Source organism: Leucobacter sp. 7(1) (assembly GCF_900163635.1).
In the GTDB taxonomy this organism is placed as follows: Bacteria; Actinomycetota; Actinomycetes; order Actinomycetales; family Microbacteriaceae; genus Leucobacter.
Map to the genome: position 1 here is coordinate 1 of NZ_FUID01000009.1, position 24,256 is coordinate 24,256.

Here is a 24,256-nt window from a genome sequence, read left to right on the forward strand (position 1 = left end):
CAGAACACCAACCCAAACCACAAGCCCAGGCCCAACCCCAGGCCCAGGCCAAACCAGCGAGGGACCGCGAACCACCGCACCCGTTCTGAGCGCATGCCCACACGCCACACGCGCGCGACGCGCATGGAGTATGGCGAGTCGCCACTAAAGCCCGCCAGCCCGACGCCTCGCGGAACAACGCTCTTCGGTGCTCCGCGGTGCCCCTGGTTGCTCCGCTGTACTTCTCATGGCACCGCGGTGCTTCTCGGAGCTCCGCAGTGCTTCTCGGTGCACCTCAGTGCTTCGCGGTGCACCTTGGTACCCCTAGTTGCTCCTCGGTGCCCCTATTTGCTCTGCGGTGCTCCTGCTTGCTCCGCTGTGCTTTCAGGGCCCGCCGTGCTTCTCAGGGCCCGCCGTGCTTCTCAGGGCTCCGCTGTGCTTCTCAGGGCTCCGCTGTGCTTCTCAGGGCTCCGCATTGCTTCTCGGTGCTCCGCAATACGCTTCATTGCTCCCCGTGGAGCTCGGATGACGCGCAGAGCTCAGAACTCGAAGCGCAAAGCGCAAAGCGCAGAACTCAAAGCGCAAAGCGCTGAGCAAATTCAGCGGTGTTCAGCGAAATCTAGTGACGGCCAGTACAGTCCAGCGAGATTCAGCGCTACGCGACGTCGGCCGAGCACGGCCCCCGCTCTGACACCTTGCTCCGGCACCTCGCTCAGGCGCCCCGCTGCTCTAGACCAGGGCGCTTTCGCGGCTACCCGCGTCGCATCTGCACGGGTTCATCCATCCACTCTGAGACGGAGGCACGACCCTCATCGGATAGCCGGATCGGCCGCATCGTCTCGCCGTGCACGATCACGATGTGAGAGATCGCGCGGGCGACCACGCTGCGCTCAGTGGAACCGCCGGCACCAGTGGAACCGCTGGCACCAGTGGAACCACCGGCACCGCTGGCACTGCTCGCACCGCTGCTGTCGCTCACGCCCTCGACGATCTCATAGTGCACTTCAAGGCTCGATCCGCCGAGCTTCCCGATCCATAGTTCCACCGTGATAGGGCGCTCCGAGTATTCGAGCACACGCAGGAACTCGATCTGCTGGTTCGCGACGAGCATCTTCGGCCCCGCAGGGTCGTCACCGCGGAAGTGGCGCTCCATGCCTGTGCGCTCGCGCCCGGAGCCCAGCCAGAAGGTTCGCACCCGCGCCTCTTCGAGGAACCGCGCAAACGCGACATTGTTCACGTGTCCGTAGGCGTCCTGATCGCCCCAACGGAGCTCCATGTCAATACTGGTACGCGCCATCCGACGCCCCCTCTCTCAGGTGAAACGACGAGAGCCCGACTCCCCCAAGGGAATCGGGCTCTCGATCCGCTTAGTCGCGGGTGAGCTTGCGGTATGTGACGCGTGACGGCTTCGCCGCGTCAGCACCGAGCCGGTCGATCTTGTTGGCCTCATACGCCTCGAAGTTGCCCTCGAACCAGTACCAGTTCGCCGGGTTCTCTTCGGTGCCTTCGTACGCGAGGATGTGCGTCGCGATGCGGTCCAGGAACCACCGATCGTGCGTGATAACCACAGCACAACCGGGGAACTCGAGGAGCGCGTTCTCCAGGCTCGACAGCGTTTCGACGTCGAGGTCGTTTGTCGGCTCATCGAGCAGCAGCAGGTTGCCGCCCTGTTTCAGGGTGAGGGCCAGGTTGAGGCGGTTGCGCTCACCACCGGACAGCACGCCGGCAGGCTTCTGCTGGTCCGGACCCTTGAACCCGAATGTCGAGACGTATGCACGTGACGGAATCTCGACGTTTCCGACCTTCATGTAGTCGAGGCCGTCAGACACGACCTCCCACACTGTCTTCTTCGGGTCGATCCCCCCGCGAGTCTGGTCGACGTAGCTGAGCTTGACAGTTTCACCGATTTTCAGCTCGCCACCGTCAAGCGGCTCGACTCCAACGATCGTCTTGAACAGCGTGGTCTTGCCCACACCGTTCGGGCCAATGATGCCGACGATGCCGTTGCGCGGAAGCGAGAACGACAGCCCGTCGATGAGCGTCCGCCCGTCAAAGCCCTTGTTCAGGTTCTTTGCTTCAAGCACGATGCTGCCCAGGCGGGGGCCCGCGGGGATCTGGATCTCTTCGAAGTCGAGCTTCCGAGTGCGCTCGGCCTCGGTCGCCATCTCCTCGTAGCGAGCCAGACGCGCTTTCGACTTCGCCTGACGGCCCTTCGTGTTGGACCGAACCCACTCAAGCTCTTCCTTCAGACGCTTCTGCATCTTCTGGTCCTTCTTGCCCTGCACCTCAAGACGCGCAGCTTTCTGCTCCAGGTACATGGAGTAGTTGCCTTCGTAGGCGTACAGCCGTCCGCGGTCAACCTCGCAGATCCAGGTGGCGACGTGGTCGAGGAAGTACCGGTCGTGCGTCACGGCCATGACGGCACCCGGGTACTTCGCGAGGTGCTGCTCGAGCCACAGCACGCTCTCGGCGTCCAAGTGGTTCGTGGGCTCGTCGAGGAGCAGCAGGTCAGGCTTCTCCAGTAGCAGCTTGCAGAGCGCAACACGGCGCTTCTCGCCACCGGACAGGTTCGAGACGATCGCCTCGGGCGGCGGGCAGCGCAGCGCGTCCATTGCCTGATCCAGCTGGTTGTCGAGGTCCCAGCCGTCAACAGCGTCGATCGCTTCCTGCAGCTCACCCATTTCGGGCAGGAGCTTGTCGTAGTCAGCGTCCGGGTTCGCCATCTCCGCAGAAATCTCGTTGAAGCGGTCCAGCTTGCCCTTGATCTCGGCGACACCCTGCTGCACGTTTTCGAGCACTGTGAGCTCTTCGTCCAGCTCCGGCTCCTGCATCAGGATGCCGACGGTGTACCCCGGTGTGAGGATCGCGTCACCGTTCGACGGGGTATCGAGCCCCGCCATGATCTTCAGGATCGTGGACTTACCGGCACCGTTAGGCCCGACCACGCCGATCTTCGCGCCCGGCAGGAACGCCATGGTCACGTCGTCGAGGATCACCTTGTCGCCGTGCGCCTTGCGCGCGCGAACCATCTGGTAAATGTACTCAGCCATATGTTTTCCGTGCGCCCGTGGCGCCCCGAACTCCCTGTGTGCAAGTCAATGTTGGATACGGCCACTCTACCGTGTGGGTCGGGCCACCCGCCCGCGGACCTGCGAGACTCGTTTGTATGCACAGCCGCCCCACACCACTCGCCGCGATTCCGGATGCGCCCGTCCCGGTGCCGCCACGCGTCGCTGACCTGACTGCGGGACGAGAACTCACCTCGGTCTGGATCAACGGACTCGGCGGCGTAACGTTCCGCGACCCAGGCCCCGCGGGCACGGAAGCGCGCTTCGTGAAGTGGACGGCGGCCGGAACTCCCGAGATCGATCTCGCGCAGGAGGCTCATCGGCTCGCCTGGGCGGCGGCGCATGGCGCAGCGGTCCCGCGCGTGCTGGATCACGGATCTGACGCTGCCGGATCGTGGCTGGTCACCGCCGCGCTCAATGGGGAGTCAGCGGTCTCCCCGCGCTGGATCGCTGAGCCAGAGACCGCGGCCCGGGCCATCGGTGTCGGCCTTCGGGTCCTGCACGAGCAGCTGCCGGTTTCGGAGGCCCCCGCCGCGTGGTCGATCGAGCGCCGGATCGCCCAGTTCGAGGACAGGGTCCGCGCGGGCGACGGCCCCGCACACTGGTCCGCTGAATATCGGCAACTCAGCGTCGCCGAGGCGCGGGCTCGACTCGCCGATGCTCCGCCGCTCGACGGCCCGGTCGTGTGCCACGGCGACGCGTGCGCACCGAATACGCTGCTCGACGGAGCCGGCCGCTTTCTCGCCCACGTCGACCTCCAGGAGCTTGGCGTGGCGGATCGCTGGGCCGACCTCGCGGTCGCGGCGTGGAGCACCGAGTGGAACTACGGCGCTGGCTTCGATCACCTTGTGTATGAGGGATACGAGATCGCTCCAGATCCCGAGCGCATCGCCTACTACCGTCTACTCTGGGACCTCAGCTAACACCGTTCAGGCCCGCGCCAGTGCCCCGCCGCGGGTGAGACCATCCCGACTGAGCTTTTCCGGGTTTACCTGGAGCGAGATCTCCCTGATGCCTTCCGGGCCCCGCCCAAAGTCGACGACAGTCACCACCTCCCCGGCCTCGCGAACCACGACGCCGTCGCGGCCGTTCACCGCCTCGACACTAAAACTCAGAGCCATGCGCTTTCCCGACTGAATGCGAATGATGCCCAACAGGTACCCTGCGACGCGCTCCGCCCCGAACACCGGCTTGAGCGCCGCCTGCACAAGGCCCCCGCCATCCGATCTGACAACCACGGAGGGGTCCAGCACCCTGATGAGCGCGTCGAGGTCGCCGGTTGCGCAGGCGGCCGCGAACGCGGCGACGGCAGCGCTGTGAGCATGGGGATCTGGGGAAAGCTCTCGCGCCGCCCGGAGGCGGGACCTGGCGGAGGTAGCAGCCTGTCGGCATGACGCCGCGCTGCGCCGAACCGCGGTGGCGATCTCGGGGAACGGCACCCCGAAGGCCTCGTGCAGCACAAAGCTGACCCGCTCGATCGGGGTCAGCGCTTCCATGGCAAAGAGCACCGCGAGGGTGACCGTCTCGTTGAGCACCACGCGCTCAGCCGGATCCCGAGCATCGGGTGTGCCAGGGTCCCCGGGGAGCAGCGGCTCAGGGATCCAGACTCCACGGTACTGCTCGCGCTTCCTGGGGGCTGCAGCCAACACGTCGAGGCAGCGCCTGGTGAGCACGGTCCTGAGCCACGCGTGTGGCACCGCGATCTTCGCTCGTTCCGCGCGGGTCAGACTGAGCCACCGCTCGAGGGTGTCCTGCAACGCGTCTTCGGCGTCGTGCACGGAGCCAAGCATGCGGTAGGCGACACCGAAGAGTCGCCGCGCCGCGGTGGATCCGCGATCAGCGATCTCAGCGGCTACAAGCTCGTTGGGGTGCGCCGCTGCCTGAGACTTGGTCTGCTGAGGCGCGGCGGGCTCAGCGGGCTCAGCGGGCTTAGCGGGCGCGCCGGGCTCAGTGCGCTCAGTGCGCTCGCGCTCAGGTTCCTCCGTCATCGCACCTCCTTCGGCACTCGCGGTCCCGGGAGCGCCGGTGCCGAACCAGGACGCCGCGCTTCACGGGCCGGCCATCTGAGGATACCGCGGCAGATCCATCGCTTCATCCACACGGCCAGGGGCCCGGTTACCGCGAACCCGTACGGCGTGTCGCCGCGGCTCACCAATTGGACAAGCGCCTGCCCGCGTCCGAGGCTGACACACCACTGGAAGAACCCAACGTCGACCGGCCGCGTCGCTCGCCCTCGGAGCTCGGCGAGCAGGTTGTCCGCCGCTTGTCCTCCGAGTGGGATCGCAGCCGCGCAGCTCATCCGCAGGTGCCGACCCCGTGGCCCCTGTACTACCGCGGCGTCTCCCGCCGCGTAGAGTCCAGGCGTTCCCGCGACCCGGAGCGTATCTTCGGTCAAGATCCGCCCGGACGCGTCTACGGGAAGCCCAGCGGCGCGCCCGAGCGCTGGGACCGCGAGCGAGCCGGCCCACACAGTGATTCGTTCAGGATCGCCCGGCCCCGCGGTTCTCCCCGCAATGTGGGCCCCGTGCTGGCTTGGTGATCCCCCGAGCGCCTGCGCGACCGCTGGAACTGGCTCAGCCCAGAGTGCTGGCGCTCCCGTGGGCACTGCAACTCGCTCTCCCGGGCGCAGCTGTACACCGAGCCCGTTCAGAATCCCCTGGAGTTTTCGCTGGCCGCGAGCCGGGATGCCAGCGAACCCCGATGCCGCACCCCACAGGGTCACCCTGGGCGGATCAGGCCGGCCAGCCATCTCGGCACTGAGCTCGACCCCGGTAGTTCCCCCGCCAACCACGTGGACATCAACCCCGGCCTGGCTACCCGCCGCTGCAGCGAGCTCATCACGCAGACGAGTTGCGGCCGCGAGATTGTGGATCCCATGCCACGATCCTGCTGGGCTTGCGCCGTCCGCTCCGCTACCGACAGCGATGATCCCCCGCGAGAAACGAATCTCCCTCTCATCCAGGGTGTCGGGGGTCCCGGCCAGGCGTAGTACCCGCGCCACTCGATCGAGCTCGGTCACGGTCCCGATGATGCAGCGAACCCCGGAGTGCACGATGTCCGCGAGCGGGACACGCACGTCAGCATGGGTGCCTGCGGCGTACTCGTGCAGCCGGACCCGGTCGACCAAATACGGCTCGGCGGAGATGAGGACCACCGGCCACCGCTGGGCTTCGGAATCGGTGAGTCGTGCCCGGAGTCGGTTCGCTGCTGTGACTCCGGCGTATCCTGCCCCAATCACCACGATCGGTGCTGCGGGTGTCACACGCGGAGGGCTCGCCTGCGTCGCGCCCCCTGTCTTCGCCTGCGTCGCGTCCCCTGTCTTCGCTTGCGTTTCCGTAGCTTCGCGCATCGTCTGCCCTGCCCTTCGCTGTTGGGCTGACGGTGAATCCGCTGGCCCCTCATCAGGGTTGACGATTCAGCGCGAGAAGTGTGAGGTCAGCCTCATGTCCGTGTCGAGCGGCGGCACCGGCACCGTTCGAGGCCCGGAGCACGGGTCACGGCCAGGCACGATTGGTCGCTGGGTGGACCGCTACCCACCGTTTTGTGCAATGGGCGCGGTCTTGCCGATCAAGCAGATGTCACCGTTGGGACCAATCGCGGGTTCCACAACGGCGAAGGTGCTGCGATCCTCTGACACGAGCTGTCCGATGAGGCAGCTCGCATCGACGCGCACCGACACGAAGATGTTGTCGGCGACGAGGTTCGTCTTGCTCTGATCGAAGCTCACCTGCATCAACGCAGGGTCGAAGCCTGCGGCGACCACTGCGTCTACGACGGGCTGGCCCTGAATCGGGCTCGTGCCCGAACCGTACGCGCGCAACACCTCGGAGAAGTACGGCAAGTTCTCCTCCGCCGTTCCGCCTGGGATGAACTCGGGGGCCACCTCGGGTGCCGCCGGGGTTTCGCGCGGCGGCGTCTGTGGTGTGGGACCCTCGAGTAGCGAGCACCCCGCGAGCAACGCGGCAGATGCGGTCACGGCGAGCAGCGCAGCGGCAGCGCGACGGGGACGGTTCATTCCTCTGGGCACCCGTTCAGTCTACGCAAACGCAGCGCAGCACGAGCTGATGGCAGGCTGAGACGTTCTGGGCCCGGGTGATTCCGGCTACGGTCGCGATGGTGCTGTGCGATCGCGCACACGTTGCTGCCCCCCTCCCGTTCATGCACAGGGAGCTCGGTTTCACCCGCCGCACTTGTCCGTCGCTCACAGGTACTGGATGTGAGGCGCACACGTCAAGTCATCCACAGACGCCGGGAATTGTGACCACGGGTTGGCGTTTCAACCGAGACTTGTGGCGAGCGGAGGCCCGATACGCGGCGGCCTCTCCACCCGCTCACCACTCTCACCCAGGCAAAGGAGCTCCATCATGTCCACTACCGTCAGTATCGTCGGCACAATCGGCACCACCCCCAGGCTGCTGCGTTCCGCCGCAAACGTCGCCTTCTGCTCATTCCGGGTCGCGAACACGCCACGCCGCTATGACCGCGACACTAGTTCCTGGGTCGATGGCGAGACAAGCTGGTACACAGTCAACGCGTTTCGGGGCCTTGCTGAGCACGCCAAGGCCTCGCTGTCGCTTGGCGATCGCGTGGTCGTTTCTGGCCGGCTGCGCGTCCGCGATTGGAAGGCAGACGACCGCTCCGGCACCAACGTGGAGCTCGAGGCCGACGGCCTCGGCCACGACCTCCGCTGGGGCACCACGCGCTTTAGCGCAACACCTCGGCCGCAGGAGCTTCCGGAGACAGCGAACGCTCAAGAAGGCACATCCGAAGTACCGACATCCACGGACCCCGCGGGCGGTGCCCCGAGCGCGGTTGCCCCAGTTCCCAGCATCGCCGGTACCCCCACGCAACACGGCTATGCCGCCGGCGTGCTGCGTGACTCGGAGCAGGCGGATGCCAGCGACGCCGGGGCGTCCACGAAAGACGCCACAATCCCCGAACGCGGGGCCGCGTGACTACCGCAGATACGCGGCGAACGCCGCGCGCACCTTGTTCACCTTGGGGACCGCAACTGCGAGGCAGTAGCCCTGGGTCGGGTTCTTCGCGAAGAAGTCCTGATGCGCGTCCTCCGCCGGGAACACCTCGCCGAGGGGCTCCATCGTGGTCACGACCTCCCCCGGCCACCACTCGGCGGCGCGCAGCCGAGCCGCCTCGAACAGCTCGGTCTGTGCGGCGTCCGCAGGGAACATCGCGGAGCGATACTGGGTGCCGACATCGTGCCCTTGCCGGTTCAACTGCGTGGGATCGTGCATCGTGAAGAATGCGTCGAGGATCACCTCGGCAGGGATCACGTCCGCATCAAACGTGACAGCGACAGCCTCGGCGTGACCGGTGTGTCCGGTGCAGACCTGCTCGTACGTCGGCGACGGGGTGGTGCCGCCGGTGTAGCAGGAGAGTACATCGGTCACGCCTCGTAGCTGCCGGTAGGCCGCGTCGAGGCACCAGAAGCAGCCTCCTGCAACCACAAATGTCGTGCTCATGCCTGTGCCCTCCGCTCGTCATCGCCGCGCCACCAGGTATCGTCCGGCGTCACCGGGGTGCGGCGCTTGTGCTCAGTCGCCCGGTACCGGCGCTCGAGGTTCTCAGCTGCCGCGGCGGATACGTTCTCGCCGCGCAAGTAGCCGTCAATCTCCGGGTACGAGACGCCGAGGCTCGACTCGTCGGTCTGACCCGGCTGATCATCAAGCAGGTCCGCGGTGGGTACCTTCTGCCAGAGGCGATCGGGGGCGTCCAAAGCGCGCAACATCTCTGCCCCCTGGCCCTTCGTGAGTCCCGCGAGGGGGAGCACGTCCGCGGCACCATCGCCAAACTTTGTGTAAAAGCCGGTGATTGCCTCAGCCGCGTGATCCGTTCCGATCACGAGCAGCCCCAGATCGCCGGCGATCGCATACTGCGCCACCATCCGCATCCGCGCCTTCACATTGCCTCGGGTGAAATCGGTGAGCGGAGTCCCCGTCGCGACCGCCACCTGCTCGGCGATCCCATCCGTGCCCGGCGCGATGTTTACGGTGACCGCACGATCCGGCTGCACGAACGAGAGCGCGAGCTGCGCGTCGTCCTCGTCCTGCTGCACCGCGTACGGCAGGCGCACCGCAATGAACTCCGCGTCACGCCCCTCCGCCCGGAGACGTTCAACCGCGAGCTGTGCAAGCCGGCCCGCCAGCGACGAGTCCTGCCCGCCGGAGATCCCGAGCACAAAGCCCCGCACTCCCGGGATCGCCCGCGCGTAGTCCACGAGGAACGTCACTCGGCGATCCACCTCGGCGGCCGCGTCAATCGTGGGAACCGGGCCGAGCGCCCGAATAATCTCCTGCTGCATCTCGCTCACGCTTCCCACTCTACTCCGGCCGTGGCCACGCGTCGAAGGGTCACCCCGCCGCCACAAGTTCCTCCAACGGCATGAGGCATCGGGGCCCGAGCAACCCCTTCAACTCGCCAAAGAGGTCCGCGGACACCCGCACTTGCAGCGGGAGTTCGAACACGCGGATCGCGGTCGATGTCATCAGATTCAGCCGCACCTCGCTCTCTCCGCGATGCCGCATCAGCGTCCGCTTCAACTCATCCATGAGATCTTCGGTCGCACGCGCGTCGGAGATCGTCAACATCAGCGTTTCCGCGTCTTCCTGCACTCCCGCGTCGATCGGCTTCACCCCGTAGGCGTGCATTGACATCCCGTCATCACGGGCATTCATCTTGCCCCGCAGCGCCACGATCGAATCCGGCTGCAAGAGGCTGCCGAATTCCTGGTACGACTTCCCCATGAAGAGCGCCTGCATCTCGCCGCTGAAGTCCTCGATCGTGACCATGCCGTACAGGTTGCCCGACTTTGCGGTGCGATGCTGCACGTCGGTGAGGAGCCCCGCCAGCGTGACAACTTCGCCGTCAAAACCGGGCGACGCGTCCGGGTTGGTGACCTGTTGCACGGTCGCGCTGGCCTCTTTCGCGAGCGCCGATTCGAGCCCGCGCAGCGGGTGATCCGAGACGTACAGACCCAGCATCTCGCGCTCGAAGGAGAGTTTGTCCTTTTTTGTCCACTCGGGACGATCCGGCACCTGTGAGGCCTCCGGGGACTCCCCCGCCTCCTCCGCAACCTCGGCGAAGAGGCTATCGAAGTCGAAGCCCACATTGCCCTTCTCAGCGTCGCGCTTCTCCTTGACCGCGCTCTCGATTGTCTGCTCGTGGATCTCGACAAGCGCGCGGCGCGTGCCCCCGAGCCCGTCGAATGCGCCGGCCTTGATCAGCGACTCGATCGTGCGCTTGTTGAGCGCGACAAGTGGCACCTTTTTGAGGAAGTCGTGGTAGCTCTCAAACGCGCCCTTCGACTCGCGCGCCTCACGAATCGCCTGCACCACGTTCGTGCCCACGTTGCGGATCGCGCCGAGACCGAAGCGGATGTCGTCGCCGACCGCGGAGAAGTCTGCAAACGAGTCATTCACCGCCGGCGGCAGCACCTGAATGCCCATACGGCGACACTCGTTCAGATAGATCGCGAGCTTGTCCTTCGAATCGCCGACGCTCGTCAACAGCGCCGCCATGTACTCGCCCGGATAGTGCGCCTTCAGGTACGCCGTCCAGTAGGAGATCACCCCGTACGCGGCAGAGTGCGCCTTGTTGAAGGCGTAGTCGGAGAACGGCAGCAGGATATCCCACAGCGCCTTCACTGCGGGCGGCGAGAAGCCGCGCTCGGCCATGCCTCCGGCGAAGCCCGCGTACTGCTTATCGAGCTCCTCTTTCTTCTTCTTGCCCATCGCGCGTCGCAGAATGTCGGCCTCGCCGAGCGAGAAGCCAGCAACCTTCTGCGCAATCGACATCACCTGCTCCTGATAGATGATCAGGCCATAGGTGGTGTCGAGCACGTCCCTGAGCGGTTCTTCAAGCTCCGGGTGGATCGGCGTGATCGGCTGCAGGCCGTTTTTCCGCAGCGCGTAGTTCGTGTGTGAGTCCGCGCCCATCGGGCCGGGCCGGTACAGCGCCAGGACGGCCGAGATGTCTTCGAAGTTGTCCGGCTTCATGAGGCGCAACAGCCCGCGCATCGGCCCACCGTCAAGCTGGAAGACGCCCAGCGTATCGCCGCGCGCCAGCAGCTCATACGAGGGCTTGTCGTCAAGCTCGAGCCGCTCGAGATCGAGATCCACCCCGCGGTTCAAACGAATGTTCTCGAGCGCGTCAGAAATGATCGTGAGGTTACGCAACCCCAGGAAGTCCATCTTGATCAGCCCGAGACCCTCACACGTGGGGTAGTCGAACTGGGTGACGATCTGCCCGTCCTGCTCGCGCTTCATGATCGGGATAATGTCGATCAGCGGATCGCTCGACATGATGACACCAGCGGCGTGCACACCCCACTGTCGCTTCAGGCCCTCCAGCCCGAGCGCCGTTTCGTACACCTTTTTGGCGTCCGGATCCTCCTGGAGCACCGCGCGGAACTCGGCAGCTTCCTTGTATCGACCGTGGTCCGGATCGGTAATGCCGGAGAGCGGGATGTCCTTCGCCATGACCGCGGGCGGCATCGCCTTCGTGAGCTTCTCGCCCATCCCGAAGGGGAACCCGAGCACGCGCGAGGCATCCTTGAGAGCCTGCTTCGACTTGATCGTGCCGTAGGTCACGATCTGGGCCACCCGCTCGTCACCGTACTTCTCGGTCACGTACTTGATGACCTCGCCGCGGCGACGATCATCGAAGTCGACGTCGAAGTCAGGCATGGAGACACGGTCTGGGTTCAAGAAACGCTCGAAGATGAGGCCGTGCTGGAGCGGATCAAGATCGGTGATGCGCATTGCGTATGCCGCCATCGATCCGGCACCGGAGCCACGGCCGGGTCCCACGCGAATCCCATTGTCCTTCGACCAGTTGATGAAGTCGGCGACAACGAGGAAGTAACCGGGGAAGCCCATCTGGGTGATGACGCCGGTTTCGTACTCGGCCTGTTTGCGCACGGCGTCCGGGATCCCCCCGGGGTAGCGGTATTCGAGACCCCGTTCGACCTCCTTGACGAACCAGCTCTCCTCGGTCTCCCCCGCGGGGACGGGATAGTTCGGCATGTAGTTCGCGGAGGTGTTGAACTCCGAGTTGCAGCGCTCGGCGATGAGCAGGGTGTTGTCGCAGGCCTCGGGCATCTCCCGGAAGATGTGCCGCATCTCAGCGGCAGTCTTCAAGTAGTAGCCGGAGCCGCTGAACTGGAAGCGGTTCGGGTCGTCGAGACGGGATCCGGACTGCACGCAGAGCAGCGCCGAGTGCGACTCCGCGTCGGCTTCGTGAACGTAGTGCAGGTCGTTCGTGCCGACAAGCGGGATCCCAAGATCTTTCGAGATCTTGACGAGATCCTTCTGGACGCGGCGCTCGATCTCAAGACCGTGGTCCATGATCTCGCAGAAGTAGTTCTCTTTCCCAAAGATGGCCTGGAATTCCGCGGCGGCCTCGCGCGCTTCGTTGTACTGCCCCAGGCGGAGCCGGGTTTGAATCTCACCCGACGGGCAGCCCGTGGTGGCAATCAGGCCGTTCGAATACTGCTGCAGGATCTCGCGATCCATGCGCGGCTTGAAGTAGTAACCTTCGATCGAAGATCGACTCGAGAGCCTGAAGAGGTTGTGCATGCCGGCCGTCGTTTCGGACAGCAGCGTCATATGCGTGTATGCGCCGGCACCTGAGACGTCGTCACCACCGCCGTCGCCCCAGCGGACACGCGTACGGTCGCTCCGGTGCGTGCCAGGTGTGACATACGCTTCGATTCCGATGATCGGGTTCACACCGTGATCCCGCGCGGTCTTCCAGAAGTCAAAGGCACCAAATGTGTTGCCGTGATCCGTCACCGCGATCGCGGGCATGCCCTGCGCCGCGGTTGCTTCGATCAATGGTTTGACGCGCGCCGCGCCATCCAGCATCGAGTATTCGCTGTGCACGTGCAGGTGCACGAACCCGTCTTTTTCTGACACCGAGTGGGCCCCTTTCACCGACCTCCCCAGGGTACCCCGTGCTGGGCCGGGGCGCCCCGGGTGTGCGGTCAGGCGCGTGTGTCGATGGGGTCAGCTCAGCGGACGTCAGCCTCGCACCAGGGGCAGCTGTAAGCCGCGTCCGGCTGGTTCGTCAGCTTAAACACTGTGTGCCAACCTGTGCAGATCGCGCGGAGATGCCAGTCGTCGCTGCTGACCCTTGCGGCGCGCGTTTTCACCGTGATCGGCGATTCAGTGTGTCGTTCAGTTGCCTGTGTATGCACGTGGTTCCTCGTTCCTCTCGGTCCCCCCGGGCGGCCCACAGGAGTCAGGATCGCCCTGCCACGAGTGAAGCATCGAGCCGCAGAAAACTGCGGCGTTCCGGGCCGAACCGGACGTTTCCGGAAACTCCGAACAGGCAATCCAACCGGATAGCTTCCGATCACAATGTGCCGATTAGGATAGCCTGTGATGGAGCTATGGGAGCACTATTCGAGCAACAATGCAGCGCCGCCCGCACGCTGACAGACAGCACCTCCAGCTTCTCCCTCAGGAACCTCATCGACCGCAACAATCCGACCGCTCCCCACGTGGTAACGCTCCACGCGCTCGGCGCAGGCATCCCGCGAGCTAGCGTGAAACAACCGCGCAGTGTCCTCGCCGTAGCCGGGGTAGCCCCCATCGAGGCTCCACACGTGCGTGCCTCGGGCCGCGTCGATCCCGACGGTGCGCCGGATCACTCGCGGGTCCCCCTCGTCGATGGCACCCTCAACCGCGACCGCAACGACACCCAGGTCTGAGCGGCCCGCAAGCTCGGAGGTGTGCGGCTTTCCCAGATACGCCCGAACCTTCGAGCGCAGGACGGCCTCACCGCTCGTCACATCGATGCCCAGCACCGTGGTGGCGTGGCCTGGGAGTTCCCGACCCCCACCCGGTGTCCAGGAACGCACGACCCCAACAATCATCGGGACGCTCTCGTTTGTCGTCGTGGTGAATACCTGAGCGGAGATCTCTTCATCGGGCAAGAAGTCGGCCGCATCCAGGTGGACGATCCCGACCTCGGGGACCTCGATGTCCGCGGGACCAGGGAGCGCGGGCTCTTCAACGAATTCCGCGGGCTTCGAGAAGACCCCGAACGGGACCCAGTCTGCGCCGGGCGAAGCCGACGGCGTGGGGGTAGGATCGCTCGCGGCGCAGCCGCCGAGGCCGGCAGCAAACACCGCGGCCCCGAGGAGCAACGCCCCTGTGCGCCGCGCCCGCGCTACGCGCACAGCTCCGGCCCCAGGTCAATGGTTTCCCCGTCAAGGGTAAGGCTCGCGGCACCACACACGCGGGCCTCCACGTCTGGCTCTACGATCATCGGCGTGTACATCGACTGCAGCCCCTCGGCGGTGCGTTTCTGAGCGCGAGCACTTTTGCGATCCCCCTCTGGGTAGATCTGCATGGTCAGCGTATTTCCCGAGCTACGATCGTCGTACCGCGTCACCCGCCCCCACACCGCCATGCAGTCGTTCGAGTACAGCAGTTGCACGTGCACCTGGCGATCCAGGCGACTCTCGCTCGCCGCGATGATCGCGTCGTCCTTACACGCGGTGCGCATCGGATCCACGCCGTTTGCGGCCGCGAGGTAGGGACCCTCTGCGTTCTCCGGAGCACCGGCGTCTGGAACCGGGGCTGTGCGGGTCGCCCAGAAGACGCTCGTGCCGCCCACCGCAAGCGCGGCGGCAACACCGGCAATCAGCAGTGTCTGCAGCACCGAGAACCTTCGCGAGGCCGGCTCCGGGCTCGCTCCGCTCTCGGCAGTTGCTGCGGTGCCACGCGGATCAAGGGCGAAGCGGCGCGCCACCCAGGCTTCTCGTTCTCCGCCCAGGTCCTCGACCACGCGAGCGACGGTGCGCTCGGTGGGAAGTCGCCTGCCACTGAACGCTTCCGAGAGCACACTCTTGGACACCCCGGTCCGCTCACTCAGGGCGATCAGCTTCGGATCCCCGGCGCTGAGCCTGAGCTCGCGGAGGTCGGCAGCGAATCGCTCGACTGAGTCTGGGCCGCCCTCAGATTCCGGATTACTCATACCCATGTGTATAGCAGGTCAAAGCATAGAGTTTACTTAGTCTTCGCCATGATCGACTCCCGCGAGGACGTCAAGAGCGTGCTGGAGGTCCGCCGGATACACCGAGGAGTACTCCACCGCGTCGCCGGTTCCGGGATGCCGGAAGCCCAAGCGCATCGCGTGCAGCCATTGGCGCGAGAGCCCCAGCCGCTCCGAAAGCGTCGGGTCCGCACCGTACATTCCATCGCCGACACAGGGATGGCGCTGCGCCGACATGTGCACGCGAATCTGATGGGTGCGCCCGGTCTCAAGCTCGATCTCCAACAACGTTGCGTACGGGAACGCCTCGAGCGTCTCGTAGTGCGTCACCGATGGCTTCCCGTCACGTGTCACGGCAAACTTCCACTCGTGACCGGGGTGCCGACCGATCGGCCCCTCAATCGTTCCGGAAAACGGATCGGGATGTCCCTGCACGACCGCGTGGTAGATCTTCGAAACCTCACGCTCTTTGAACGCACGTTTCAGCTCGCTATAGGCACGCTCGCTCTTCGCAACAACCATCAGGCCGCTCGTCCCCGCATCGAGGCGCTGCACGATACCCTGCCGCTCGGGCGGACCCGAGGTTGCAATACGGAATCCAGCGCCCGCGAGCGCGCCCAACACGGTTGGACCGTCCCACCCCAGAGAGGGGTGAGCGGCCACGCCGGCCGGCTTGTCGATCACCACGATGTCGTCGTCGTCGTGCACGATCCCCAGCTCTGGGAGGTCGACCGGAATGATCTCCGGGCCACGCTTTTCGGTCCAGGACACTTCGAGCCAGCCGCCCACAACCAGGCGATCGGATTTGCCCAGCACCTGACCGTCGAGGCTCACGCCCCCGCCCTGCGCAATCTCCGCGGCAAAGCTGCGGGAGAAACCGAGCAGTTTCGCGAGCGCGGCGTCCACCCGCTCACCGGCAAGCCCGTCAGGGACCGGAAGACTACGGTGCTGCATGACCATCCTCAGAGTCTGGGCGCGTCGGAGTCTCAGTTCCCGACGACGCGTCGGCGGCTGGCTTCGACACGGCCTTCGACGCCGCCTTCGCCTCTGCAGCGGCCTCCTCGGCCGCGCGCGCCTGCGCTCGGGTGCGTCCATCAATGGGCAGCCCGAACAGTGTGATCAGGATGAATAGGATCATCCCGGAGACGATCCCGATGTCCGCGATGTTGTAGATGGCCTCGGTGAAGCCGAGCCACATCCACGGCGTCGAAATGAAATCGATCACGTGACCCTCGGGGAACCCGGGTTCGCGCGTCAGTCGATCCGTAAGATTGCCCAGCACGCCGCCCAGGAGCAGGCCCAGGAACACTGACCACGCGATCGAGCGGAGTCGCCGGATCTGCCACAGGATCACACAGACAACAACGACGGCGAGGATCGTAAAGATCCAGGTCGAGCCGCTTGCCAGGGAGAACGCAGCACCGGGGTTGCGAACGAAATGCCAGCGGAGCGCGTCTCCGAGCACCGGAACTGTCACGCCTTCCGGAAGGGACGTGACGACCCAGTTCTTGACGAGCTGGTCCGTTGCCCAGACGAGAAGCGCAACGCAGAGAAGAATGAGCGGGACCCAGCGACGCCACGGCCGGATGGCCGTGGCGTCGCTGGAAACCTCAGAGGCGGTGGTCACGCTCCGTGTTACTGCAGGCCGTCAGGCGCACCGGCCGGCTCGGGCGAGCCGTCGAGGCCGCGCAGCTGCGACTGGATGTACGAACGGAGTGTGGAGCGGTACTCGCTCTCGAACTGACGCAGGTCCTTGATCTTGAACTGCAGGTCGCCGCGTTCTTCGCCCAGCTCTCGCAGTTCATCTGCGCGCTGCTGCTGGGCTTCCTCCACAAGCTGCTTCGCGGTACGCTCTGCGTCCTGGATCATCTGATCGCGCTTCGATTCAGCGTCGTTGATCAGCTGGTCACGAGTGGTCTCACCCTCGTGTACGTGCTTGTCATGCAGCTCGAGGGCGAGCTGCAACATTGCGCTCGACTTCACCGCGTCGGGCTGCGTGGCGCCGACCGCTGCGACCGGAGCTGCCGGTGCCGGCGTCTCCACTGGCGCGGCAACGGGGGCGTCAACGACGATCGTCTGCTCGGAAGCGGCACCGGCCGACTCAGAGCCCTGTCCGGCCTCGCAAGCGGCGAGCTTCGCAGTGAGGTCGTCGATCTGCGCCTGCAGACCGGACTTCTCCTCTTCGTGCTCACGGAGCACCTCGACGATCGTGTCGAGGAAGTCGTCGACCTGGTCCAGATCGTAGCCGTCGCGGAACTTGGTGATCGTGAACTTCTGGTTCACGACGTCTTCGGGAGTCAGGGCCATCGTTACGTCTCTTTCGCTTCGGGACCACTGACGTGGTCTGTGACAACGGTCACAAGCACGTGGTCAATACCCACGCTAGCAAATAATGCCGGGTTCTTGCAGAACTGGGCCGTTACCACCCGGGAATAATTGCAATCAGGATCCAGCAGGACAGCATCGCGAGCATCCAGCCGAGGTCCAGGGACACCTGTCCGAGCCGGATCGGAGGCAGGAGCTTCCGGAACATCCGAATCGGCGGATCTGTCACGGTGTACACAAGTTCAATTGCCACGGCAAGTGCGCCACGGGGGCGGAAGTTGCGGTTGAGAACCGTAATCCAGTCGAGCACAAATCGCACCCACAGTACGAGGGTGTAAATCCTGAGGACCACCTTGAGGATGGTCCCGATGATCAGTACAAACTCCACCGGTTACGCCGTGGGCGAGACGAAGAACGAACCGCTGTCATTTGCGCGCGAATCATCGCCCGCCACCTCAATGTGCTCCGGCGATAGCAGGAACACCTTGCTGGTGACGCGCTCGATCCGGCCGTGCAGGCCCATCGAGAGACCGCTCGCGAAGTCGATCAGGCGCTTCGCGTCTGCCTCGTCCATCCGCGAGAGGTTGATAATCACGGGGACACCCTCACGAAAACTCTCCGCAACAATCTTGGCGTCACGGTACTCCGTAGGGTGGACCGTGAGGATCTCGTTGAGCGGCTGTGCGGCTGCCGGCTTCGTCGGCGTGACGCGACGCAGCGGGGTCACGGCGGCGCGCTGAGCGGCCGGCCGACTGGGCTCGGGCTTGGCGGCTGCCGGAGCTGCCGGGGCAGCGGCGGGGGTCGCGCGAGGGGTGGCAGCCGGCTGCGTCGCGGCGGCCTGCTCCTCGAGCTCTTCCTCGGCGAGGCCGAGGAACACCATGGTCTTCTTCAGCGGGTTGCTCATTTTCTCTCCCAACGGTGCGGTGGTTTGAGACTATCGGGGGTCGGGCCGATTGCCGGTGATTGCGCTGCCGATTCGCAGGTGTGTCGCCCCAGCGGCGATCGCTTCGACATAGTCGTGCGTCATTCCCGCCGAGATCGCGGTCGCGGCCGGGGCGACGGCACGGACCTGTGCAGAGTAGTCAGCGAGGCGTGCGAATGCCCGCGCCGGCTCCTCATCCAGGGGCGCGACCGCCATGATCCCGCGCAACGTGAGCGACGGGTTCCCGAGCGTGTGCTCCGCGAGGGCGCTGAGTTCTGCGGGCAGCACTCCCCCGCGGCCGGGATCGTCAGTCATGTTGACCTGCAGGAACACATCGACGGGCCGCTCCAGCTCGGTCAGCGCGTCAACGAGTCGGGTGCGATCGATCGAGTGGATCGAACGCGCGTAGCGCGCAGCCTGACGCGCCTTCTTCGTCTGCAGCTGGCCGATGAAGTGCCAATGCAGATCGAGGTCGCTCAGTGCCTCGGCCTTCGCCTGCGCTTCCTGGTGCCGGTTCTCGCCAACGTCGCGCACCCCGAACCCAGCAAGGGCCCGGACGAGCTCTGGCGGATGAAACTTGGTCACGACGATCAGCGTGACGTCTTCATCCGGTCGACCGGCAGCGCGGCACGCGTCCGCGACGCCCTCCCGCACCGCAGCCAGGCGATCACTCAGCGCGGGATCGCTCCATTCCTGCTGCACCACGACGGGCTACCTCAAGAACTCGGGGATATCGAGATCGTCGTCATCGTCGCCGTCGAATGCGGGATCCTTGAGCTGCGCCTCGACCGGCGGGTTCGCAATGACCTCGCCGAACTGACCCGTCGCGGGGGCGGGCTCCGCCGCCTTCTCCGCACCGACGGCGTTGAAACCTGGGAAGCCCAGGCCGGTAGCCTCGGCGGTCGCGCCCACGGTCCGTCCATTCGGAACCTCGTCAAGGCTCTCGACGTGGCTGCCGCGGCGACCTCGTTCGGGACCCGGGGCTGCAGCAGCCTGGTCAGCGTCGAAGCCTGCCGCGATCACGGTCACGCGCACTTCGTCGCCGAGCGTGTCGTCGATCACGGTACCGAAGATGATGTTCGCCTCCGGGTGGACCACGTCTTGCACGAGGGTCGAAGCCTCGTAGATCTCGCTCAGCGCGAGGTTCGAGGAGCCCTGGATCGACAGCAGCACACCGTGCGCCCCCTCGACGGAGGCCTCGAGCAGCGGCGACGCGACCGCAAGTTCAGCGGCCTTGATCGCACGGTCCGCGCCGCGCGCGGATCCAATGCCCATGAGCGCGGCACCCGCACCCTGCATGACCGATTTCACATCGGCAAAGTCGAGGTTAATGAGGCCCGGGGTGGTGATGAGGTCCGTGATGCCGGAAACGCCGGCGAGCAGCACCTGGTCGGCTGCCGCGAAGGCCTCGATCATGCTGATGCCCGGCTCGCTGATGTCGAGCAGGCGGTCGTTCGGGACGACGATCAGGGTGTCGACGGCCTCGCGGAGCGTGTTAATGCCCGAATCGGCCTGCGCGGCGCGGCGCTTGCCCTCGAAGCTGAAGGGGCGGGTCACGACGCCGATTGTCAGGGCACCAATCGACTTCGCGATGCGCGCAACCACGGGCGCGGCACCGGTGCCGGTTCCACCACCCTCGCCCGCGGTCACGAAGACCATGTCGGCACCTGTCAGCGCTTCTTCGATCTCCTCAGCGTGATCCTCGGCGGCACGGCGTCCAACCTCGGGGTCGGCACCGGCGCCGAGCCCACGGGTGAGTTCGCGGCCGATGTCGAGCTTCACGTCAGCGTCGCTGAGGAGCAACGCCTGCGCGTCCGTGTTCACCGAGATGAATTCGACACCGCGGAGGCCGAGCTCGATCATGCGGTTCACGGCGTTCACGCCGCCGCCGCCGACTCCGACGACCTTGATTACCGCGAGGTAGTTCTGGTTCCCTGACACCTGGATCCTCCGCCCGTAACCCTCAACCTCTAGCTGAAGTTCAAAGTTAGTATTGCCGAATACGTTTCTGGGGACCACGCTACGGCCCGAGCCACCCTCGTCGCGGCAGACACGCGGGAACTAGCGGAAAACAGGCGCTTCGGAGGACGACACGTCCACGTGCTCCACAGGGTGGTCGCCCAGCGAGCCGAGCATTGCGCTCAACACCATCGCTTTGCGCTTCGTCTGCTCGGCGTCACCCCACAGCACTTCGATCCCGTCGGTCAGCACAAACGTCACATCCTGGGCACTCGTCGCGCTCACACTCGCGATCACCGCCCGCAGCTCTGCAGGCATGTCCCGCAGAGCGCGGGCCGCGGACCGGAACGCCCCGGACGAAAGATCAGCCACAGCATTCGTTCCGAGCGGAACGCCCGCGGGCGCAGCCTCCTGGACGCCGAGCAGCACGCCCGCAGCATCGTACTGCCCGATTCCCCCCTCCACAGGAAGGGAAATCACCGGCACGCGCTCCTCGATCCGCACGGTCATCGTGTGCGGCGGCGTCCGCTCCACGGCATAGCGCTGGATCACCGGGAATGGCTCAAGCGCCCGGTGGACCTCCGCGTCATCGACGAGCGCCAGCGGGACCCCGTCGAAACGGGAGAGCGCCTCCGCCACCGCAGCCTCGTCAACGTTGACGGCACCCACGACCTGCACGTCACGCACAGCCATGAGCGGAGTGAACGCCCCCACGGCAACAAACAGCACAAGCGTCCCGACCGCACTGAGCACAATCCACCACGCACGACGGCGACGGCGCGCCGCGAGGGTGAACCGCTGACGTTCACGCCGGATTCGCGCCTTGCGCTGCTTGCCTGCCTCACGCACGCGGCGCTCGGCAGCGCGAACAGGATCCGCCTCGCGGGCGGCGCGCCACCGGGTCAGTGCAGAGCCTGAGGCGGCCTGCTCCGAGGGGAGCACGAGATCCGTAGCGGGTTCCCGCGTGGGATCCTCGGCTCCGCGCGCCTCGCGCACAGCTGACAAATCGACAGTCGGCGCGATATCTGAGGAGGTCGCCGAGATCTGCGGATCCGGCGTCGCATGTTCCGGTGCCTGTTCAGTTCCGCCCGATTCAGCCACGGCCTCCCGAGCCGTGCGTGAGCGGAGACGGCCGATGAGCCGAGCTCCCGCCGTCGACTCAGCCGGGGCCGCACCGGTCGTGGGAGTCGCCTCCTGGTCCGGCTCAGTTCCGGGCGCGCTCGGATCGGGGCGCTCCGGCCCCTGATCGAACCCGCTCGGCCGCTTCACTGATCCGCGACCTCAAACCGACCACGCAGCGCCTCAACAACCTGCGGGATGATTCGGTAGACCGTGCCACAGCTCATCGTCACCATGACGTCGCCTGGCTTGGCGAACTCGGCGAGGTAGTCGGCCGCGTCCTGCCACTCCGGACGGTAGGCCACCCGGTCCGCGTCCACAAAGTCGTTTGAGACAAGCGCCCCCGTCACCTCAGGCACCGGATCCTCACGGGCCCCATCAACAGCGAGCACAACCGTGTGGTCCGCACCGGACTCGAGCGCCTCCGCGAACTCACGGTGGAACATGCTCGTGCGACTGTACAAATGAGGCTGATGGATCGCAATCAGGCGCCCCTCCCCCACGACCGCGCGGGCAGACTCTAGGAGCGCCGCGACCTCGGTGGGGTGATGGGCGTAGTCGTCGTAGACGCGCACGCCCCCGACCTCGGCGTGGAACTCGAAGCGTCGCTTCGTCCCGCCGAACTCAGCGATCGCAGCAAGTGCAGCGGCCGCCTCGAAGCCAAGTCCGGTGAGCACGGCGAGCGAGCCCACAGCGTTGACGGCGTTGTGGCGGCCGTATACCGACAGCTGGGCCTCGTGCCGCGCGCCGTCAATCTCGACGGTGAAGCGCACCGGTCCGGAATCATCGATCGCGAGAATGCGGACGTCCGCGTCGGCAGTCTCGCCAAACGTGCGGATTGCGGGCCCATTCGCCGCGTCGGAATCGGCGCGCAACTCTGCGAGTACCTCAAGCGCGCCCGGATCATCGGCCGAAATCACGACGAGCTCGCGCGCGCCACGCGCGAAGTCGACAAACGCCTGCATAAAGGCCTCACGCGAGCCGTAAAAGTCGAGATGCTCCGGATCAACGTTCGTGATGAGCGCGACTGCCGTGTCATACAACAGGAACGACTTATCCGACTCGTCGGCCTCGATCACGAAGAGTTCGTCCGTGCCAGGGCCGGAACTCACCCCGAGCGACTCGATGATCCCGCCGTTCACAAACGAGGGGTCTGCGCCGACGCCGTGCAAGCCGGTCACGACCATTCCGGTCGAGGTTGTCTTGCCGTGCGCACCCGCGATCGACACGACGCGCTTGCCGCGGGCGAGCCACGCGAGCGCCTGCGAGCGGTGCAACACGGGCATGCCCGTGGCGAGCGCGCGCTGGTACTCGGGGTTGTCCTGCCACAGCGCACCCGTGACCACAAGCGTGTCTGCGTCGCCCACGTTCTCTGCGTCATGCCCGATCGCGACGGGAATTCCCAACTCTTCCAACGCCACCGTGGAATAGTTCGCGCTGCGGTCAGACCCAGTCACCCGGACGCCCGCCTGGTGCATCATGCGCGCGATCCCGCTCATCCCGGATCCACCGATACCGACAAAGTGCACGCGGCCCAGATCGGCGGGGATCTCCAGTTCGAGGTCGGGATAGATCATCTGTGCTCCTTGGGACGACGGTCGGGGGCGCTTCGCGCGCCAGCACTCAAGCGTATCGCGCGCTCCCCCGAAGCCGGGTGTACGACGCGCTCCCGCGGGATCAGCGGGAGCGCGATCACCGGCGCGAGCGCGGTGATCGCGAGGGCTGCAGGAATACCGAGCGTCCCGATCAGCAGGCCCACGCCCGGTCCCACCGCGGCGGCGGCGAGGAACTGCCCCGTGTTTTGCACCCCGAGCGCGCGACCGGCCCACCCGGGACCGGCGATCTCCGCGACGGCGGTGAAGGCGAGCCCGTTGTCGGCGACACTGACGCAGCTCGCGAGCACGTAGACGGCGGCCGCGGCAATCCCCCACTCGGCCCAGCCGCACACAGCGGCGGCAAGGAGTACAACGACGCCCGCAACGGCGACCTGCCGCAGCGGACGGAGCCGCGACCTGACCCGGTCACTCCACACACCGACAAGGATCCGCCCGCCCGCGCCCGCGAACTGCGCGCCAGCAACGAGAGCCCCGGCGACGAGCGGGTCCCCCCCAAAGCCCACCGTAAACCACACGAGCCCAAACGTGGACAGGGCAAACTGCGGAATCACGAGCAGCATGGAGACGACGTGGATCCGCGTGAGGTCGGCGCTGCCGCGGTACGGGTTCCCGACGAGCACCGCGCCAGCACGCACCAGCCGTTCGGGGTCCCGCACCACGGCCGCGCACACAACAAGGCTCGCCAGGGTCAGCCCGCCGCCGAGCGCCAAGGCGAGTGGTACACCCCCGGCCGCAGCCAGCGGGGGCACCCCGATCGCAGCGACGGCCATGCCGAGCGGCTGGCACGTCTGCCGGATCCCCATCGCGAGGCCGCGCCGTTCGGCCGGGAACCAGCCCGTTATCAGGCGGCCGCTCGCGCTATTTGTACAGCCGGCGAGCGCGCCGCTCACCGCAAGCGCGATCGCGAGCGGCCACAGGCGATCCGGCCCTGCCGGCGCGAGCGCCACGCTGCCACCCACGGCAAGTGCCGTGAGGCCGAGGCCGATCAGCAGCACCCGGCGCTCGCCCCAGCGATCCGTCGCAGCACCCCACAGCACAAGCGAAGCGACAAGCCCGAGGTTTGGTGCGCCAGCGAGAAGTCCCGCCTCCGCAAAGCTCAGCCCCGCCTGCTCGTGCAGGAACGGGATCAAGAACGCGGGTGCCGCGGTCACAACCGTGGTGGCTGCCTGCGCGAACACCATCGTGGCGAGCATCGCCCACAGGCGAGAAGGAATTGTCATGGGGTCTCCGAGTGCCGAAACGGGAAACCG

At 66.0% G+C, this 24,256-nt stretch carries 22 protein-coding genes; 2 read left to right on the forward strand and 20 right to left on the reverse strand.

Annotation, left to right across the window (positions count from 1 at the left end; translation table 11 throughout):
- Positions 1 to 730: 730 nt before the first annotated feature.
- Both FM113_RS02160 and ettA read right to left on the reverse strand, forming a co-directional pair.
- On the reverse strand, positions 731 to 1,276 hold the full coding sequence (locus tag FM113_RS02160) for a thioesterase family protein (RefSeq protein WP_087011030.1): 546 nt from the start codon (positions 1,274 to 1,276) through the stop codon (positions 731 to 733).
- 70 nt (positions 1,277 to 1,346) lie between these two features.
- Positions 1,347 to 3,029 carry an energy-dependent translational throttle protein EttA gene (gene ettA, locus FM113_RS02165; protein ID WP_087011033.1) on the reverse strand — a complete coding sequence of 561 codons (1,683 nt, stop codon included), beginning with the start codon at positions 3,027 to 3,029 and terminating at the stop codon, positions 1,347 to 1,349.
- A gap of 116 nt (positions 3,030 to 3,145) precedes the next feature.
- Here ettA and FM113_RS02170 point away from each other — a divergent pair, with 116 nt between their 5' ends.
- Positions 3,146 to 3,970, forward strand: a complete 825-nt coding sequence (locus FM113_RS02170; protein WP_087011035.1) for an aminoglycoside 3'-phosphotransferase — start codon at positions 3,146 to 3,148, stop codon at positions 3,968 to 3,970.
- Positions 3,971 to 3,976: 6 nt separating this feature from the next.
- Here the strand turns inward: FM113_RS02170 and FM113_RS02175 are convergent, their stop codons facing one another.
- The 3 genes from FM113_RS02175 to FM113_RS02185 form a co-directional block, all read right to left on the reverse strand.
- Positions 3,977 to 5,035: a sigma factor gene (locus FM113_RS02175; RefSeq protein WP_087011037.1), complete on the reverse strand. Its 1,059-nt coding sequence runs from the start codon at positions 5,033 to 5,035 to the stop codon at positions 3,977 to 3,979.
- The gene (locus FM113_RS02180) at positions 5,032 to 6,396 is read right to left on the reverse strand and encodes an NAD(P)/FAD-dependent oxidoreductase (protein WP_087011039.1); all 1,365 of its coding nucleotides are present in this window, start codon (positions 6,394 to 6,396) and stop codon (positions 5,032 to 5,034) included. The genes FM113_RS02175 and FM113_RS02180 overlap by 4 nt, the downstream gene beginning before the upstream one ends.
- Before the next feature lie 180 nt (positions 6,397 to 6,576).
- Positions 6,577 to 7,074, reverse strand: coding sequence for a hypothetical protein (locus FM113_RS02185; protein WP_254908826.1), 498 nt, complete (start codon positions 7,072 to 7,074; stop codon positions 6,577 to 6,579).
- Between the two features lie 337 nt (positions 7,075 to 7,411).
- Here FM113_RS02185 and FM113_RS02190 point away from each other — a divergent pair, with 337 nt between their 5' ends.
- Entirely contained in the window at positions 7,412 to 8,002 is a 591-nt protein-coding gene (locus tag FM113_RS02190) for a single-stranded DNA-binding protein (protein WP_087011043.1), read from the forward strand.
- Here FM113_RS02190 and msrA read toward each other — a convergent pair whose 3' ends face one another.
- The 15 genes from msrA to FM113_RS02265 form a co-directional block, all read right to left on the reverse strand.
- Positions 8,003 to 8,527 (reverse strand): peptide-methionine (S)-S-oxide reductase MsrA, encoded by a 525-nt coding sequence (gene msrA / locus FM113_RS02195; protein ID WP_087011045.1) that lies wholly within the window; start codon positions 8,525 to 8,527, stop codon positions 8,003 to 8,005.
- Positions 8,524 to 9,366 (reverse strand): ammonia-dependent NAD(+) synthetase, encoded by an 843-nt coding sequence (nadE, locus tag FM113_RS02200; RefSeq protein WP_140393267.1) that lies wholly within the window; start codon positions 9,364 to 9,366, stop codon positions 8,524 to 8,526. The genes msrA and nadE overlap by 4 nt, the downstream gene beginning before the upstream one ends.
- Before the next feature lie 49 nt (positions 9,367 to 9,415).
- The gene (dnaE, locus tag FM113_RS02205; protein ID WP_087011047.1) at positions 9,416 to 12,979 is read right to left on the reverse strand and encodes a DNA polymerase III subunit alpha; all 3,564 of its coding nucleotides are present in this window, start codon (positions 12,977 to 12,979) and stop codon (positions 9,416 to 9,418) included.
- Between the two features lie 485 nt (positions 12,980 to 13,464).
- Positions 13,465 to 14,247, reverse strand: coding sequence for a hypothetical protein (locus FM113_RS02210; RefSeq protein ID WP_087011048.1), 783 nt, complete (start codon positions 14,245 to 14,247; stop codon positions 13,465 to 13,467).
- Positions 14,238 to 15,047, reverse strand: coding sequence for a DUF2690 domain-containing protein (locus FM113_RS02215; protein ID WP_176387049.1), 810 nt, complete (start codon positions 15,045 to 15,047; stop codon positions 14,238 to 14,240). The genes FM113_RS02210 and FM113_RS02215 overlap by 10 nt, the downstream gene beginning before the upstream one ends.
- Before the next feature lie 36 nt (positions 15,048 to 15,083).
- Positions 15,084 to 16,019: an RluA family pseudouridine synthase gene (locus FM113_RS02220; protein WP_087011052.1), complete on the reverse strand. Its 936-nt coding sequence runs from the start codon at positions 16,017 to 16,019 to the stop codon at positions 15,084 to 15,086.
- Positions 16,006 to 16,692 (reverse strand): signal peptidase II, encoded by a 687-nt coding sequence (lspA, locus tag FM113_RS02225; protein ID WP_254908827.1) that lies wholly within the window; start codon positions 16,690 to 16,692, stop codon positions 16,006 to 16,008. Before lspA ends, FM113_RS02220 begins: the two co-directional genes overlap by 14 nt.
- 8 nt (positions 16,693 to 16,700) lie before the next feature.
- Positions 16,701 to 17,372, reverse strand: coding sequence for a DivIVA domain-containing protein (locus FM113_RS02230; RefSeq protein ID WP_087011054.1), 672 nt, complete (start codon positions 17,370 to 17,372; stop codon positions 16,701 to 16,703).
- Between the two features lie 112 nt (positions 17,373 to 17,484).
- Positions 17,485 to 17,778 (reverse strand): YggT family protein, encoded by a 294-nt coding sequence (locus FM113_RS02235; protein WP_087011057.1) that lies wholly within the window; start codon positions 17,776 to 17,778, stop codon positions 17,485 to 17,487.
- A gap of 3 nt (positions 17,779 to 17,781) precedes the next feature.
- Positions 17,782 to 18,294 carry a cell division protein SepF gene (locus FM113_RS02240; RefSeq protein WP_087011058.1) on the reverse strand — a complete coding sequence of 171 codons (513 nt, stop codon included), beginning with the start codon at positions 18,292 to 18,294 and terminating at the stop codon, positions 17,782 to 17,784.
- A 30-nt stretch (positions 18,295 to 18,324) separates the two neighbouring features.
- Positions 18,325 to 19,017 (reverse strand): YggS family pyridoxal phosphate-dependent enzyme, encoded by a 693-nt coding sequence (locus FM113_RS02245; protein ID WP_254908828.1) that lies wholly within the window; start codon positions 19,015 to 19,017, stop codon positions 18,325 to 18,327.
- Between the two features lie 6 nt (positions 19,018 to 19,023).
- Positions 19,024 to 20,253: a cell division protein FtsZ gene (gene ftsZ / locus FM113_RS02250; protein ID WP_087011061.1), complete on the reverse strand. Its 1,230-nt coding sequence runs from the start codon at positions 20,251 to 20,253 to the stop codon at positions 19,024 to 19,026.
- 120 nt (positions 20,254 to 20,373) lie between these two features.
- Complete coding sequence (locus FM113_RS02255) at positions 20,374 to 21,540, reverse strand: FtsQ-type POTRA domain-containing protein (RefSeq protein WP_087011063.1); 1,167 nt, start codon at positions 21,538 to 21,540, stop codon at positions 20,374 to 20,376.
- The gene (gene murC, locus FM113_RS02260; protein ID WP_087011065.1) at positions 21,537 to 22,967 is read right to left on the reverse strand and encodes a UDP-N-acetylmuramate--L-alanine ligase; all 1,431 of its coding nucleotides are present in this window, start codon (positions 22,965 to 22,967) and stop codon (positions 21,537 to 21,539) included. The genes FM113_RS02255 and murC overlap by 4 nt, the downstream gene beginning before the upstream one ends.
- Complete coding sequence (locus FM113_RS02265) at positions 22,964 to 24,226, reverse strand: MFS transporter (protein ID WP_217895939.1); 1,263 nt, start codon at positions 24,224 to 24,226, stop codon at positions 22,964 to 22,966. The genes murC and FM113_RS02265 overlap by 4 nt, the downstream gene beginning before the upstream one ends.
- Positions 24,227 to 24,256 lie beyond the last annotated feature (30 nt).

Bases quoted from the DNA above. Each gene is read 5' to 3' on its own strand.
- murC (WP_087011065.1), bottom strand. From the start codon at position 22,967: ATGATCTATCCCGACCTCGAACTGGAGATCCCCGCCGATCTGGGCCGC.
- FM113_RS02240 (WP_087011058.1), bottom strand. From the start codon at position 18,294: ATGAGCAACCCGCTGAAGAAGACCATGGTGTTCCTCGGCCTCGCCGAG.
- FM113_RS02215 (WP_176387049.1), bottom strand. From the start codon at position 15,047: ATGAGTAATCCGGAATCTGAGGGCGGCCCAGACTCAGTCGAGCGATTC.
- FM113_RS02230 (WP_087011054.1), bottom strand. From the start codon at position 17,372: ATGGCCCTGACTCCCGAAGACGTCGTGAACCAGAAGTTCACGATCACC.
- FM113_RS02220 (WP_087011052.1), bottom strand. From the start codon at position 16,019: ATGCAGCACCGTAGTCTTCCGGTCCCTGACGGGCTTGCCGGTGAGCGG.
- FM113_RS02180 (WP_087011039.1), bottom strand. From the start codon at position 6,396: ATGCGCGAAGCTACGGAAACGCAAGCGAAGACAGGGGACGCGACGCAG.
- FM113_RS02160 (WP_087011030.1), bottom strand. From the start codon at position 1,276: ATGGCGCGTACCAGTATTGACATGGAGCTCCGTTGGGGCGATCAGGAC.
- nadE (WP_140393267.1), bottom strand. From the start codon at position 9,366: ATGCAGCAGGAGATTATTCGGGCGCTCGGCCCGGTTCCCACGATTGAC.
- FM113_RS02190 (WP_087011043.1), top strand. From the start codon at position 7,412: ATGTCCACTACCGTCAGTATCGTCGGCACAATCGGCACCACCCCCAGG.
- ettA (WP_087011033.1), bottom strand. From the start codon at position 3,029: ATGGCTGAGTACATTTACCAGATGGTTCGCGCGCGCAAGGCGCACGGC.
- FM113_RS02175 (WP_087011037.1), bottom strand. From the start codon at position 5,035: ATGACGGAGGAACCTGAGCGCGAGCGCACTGAGCGCACTGAGCCCGGC.
- msrA (WP_087011045.1), bottom strand. From the start codon at position 8,527: ATGAGCACGACATTTGTGGTTGCAGGAGGCTGCTTCTGGTGCCTCGAC.
- FM113_RS02170 (WP_087011035.1), top strand. From the start codon at position 3,146: ATGCACAGCCGCCCCACACCACTCGCCGCGATTCCGGATGCGCCCGTC.
- FM113_RS02265 (WP_217895939.1), bottom strand. From the start codon at position 24,226: ATGACAATTCCTTCTCGCCTGTGGGCGATGCTCGCCACGATGGTGTTC.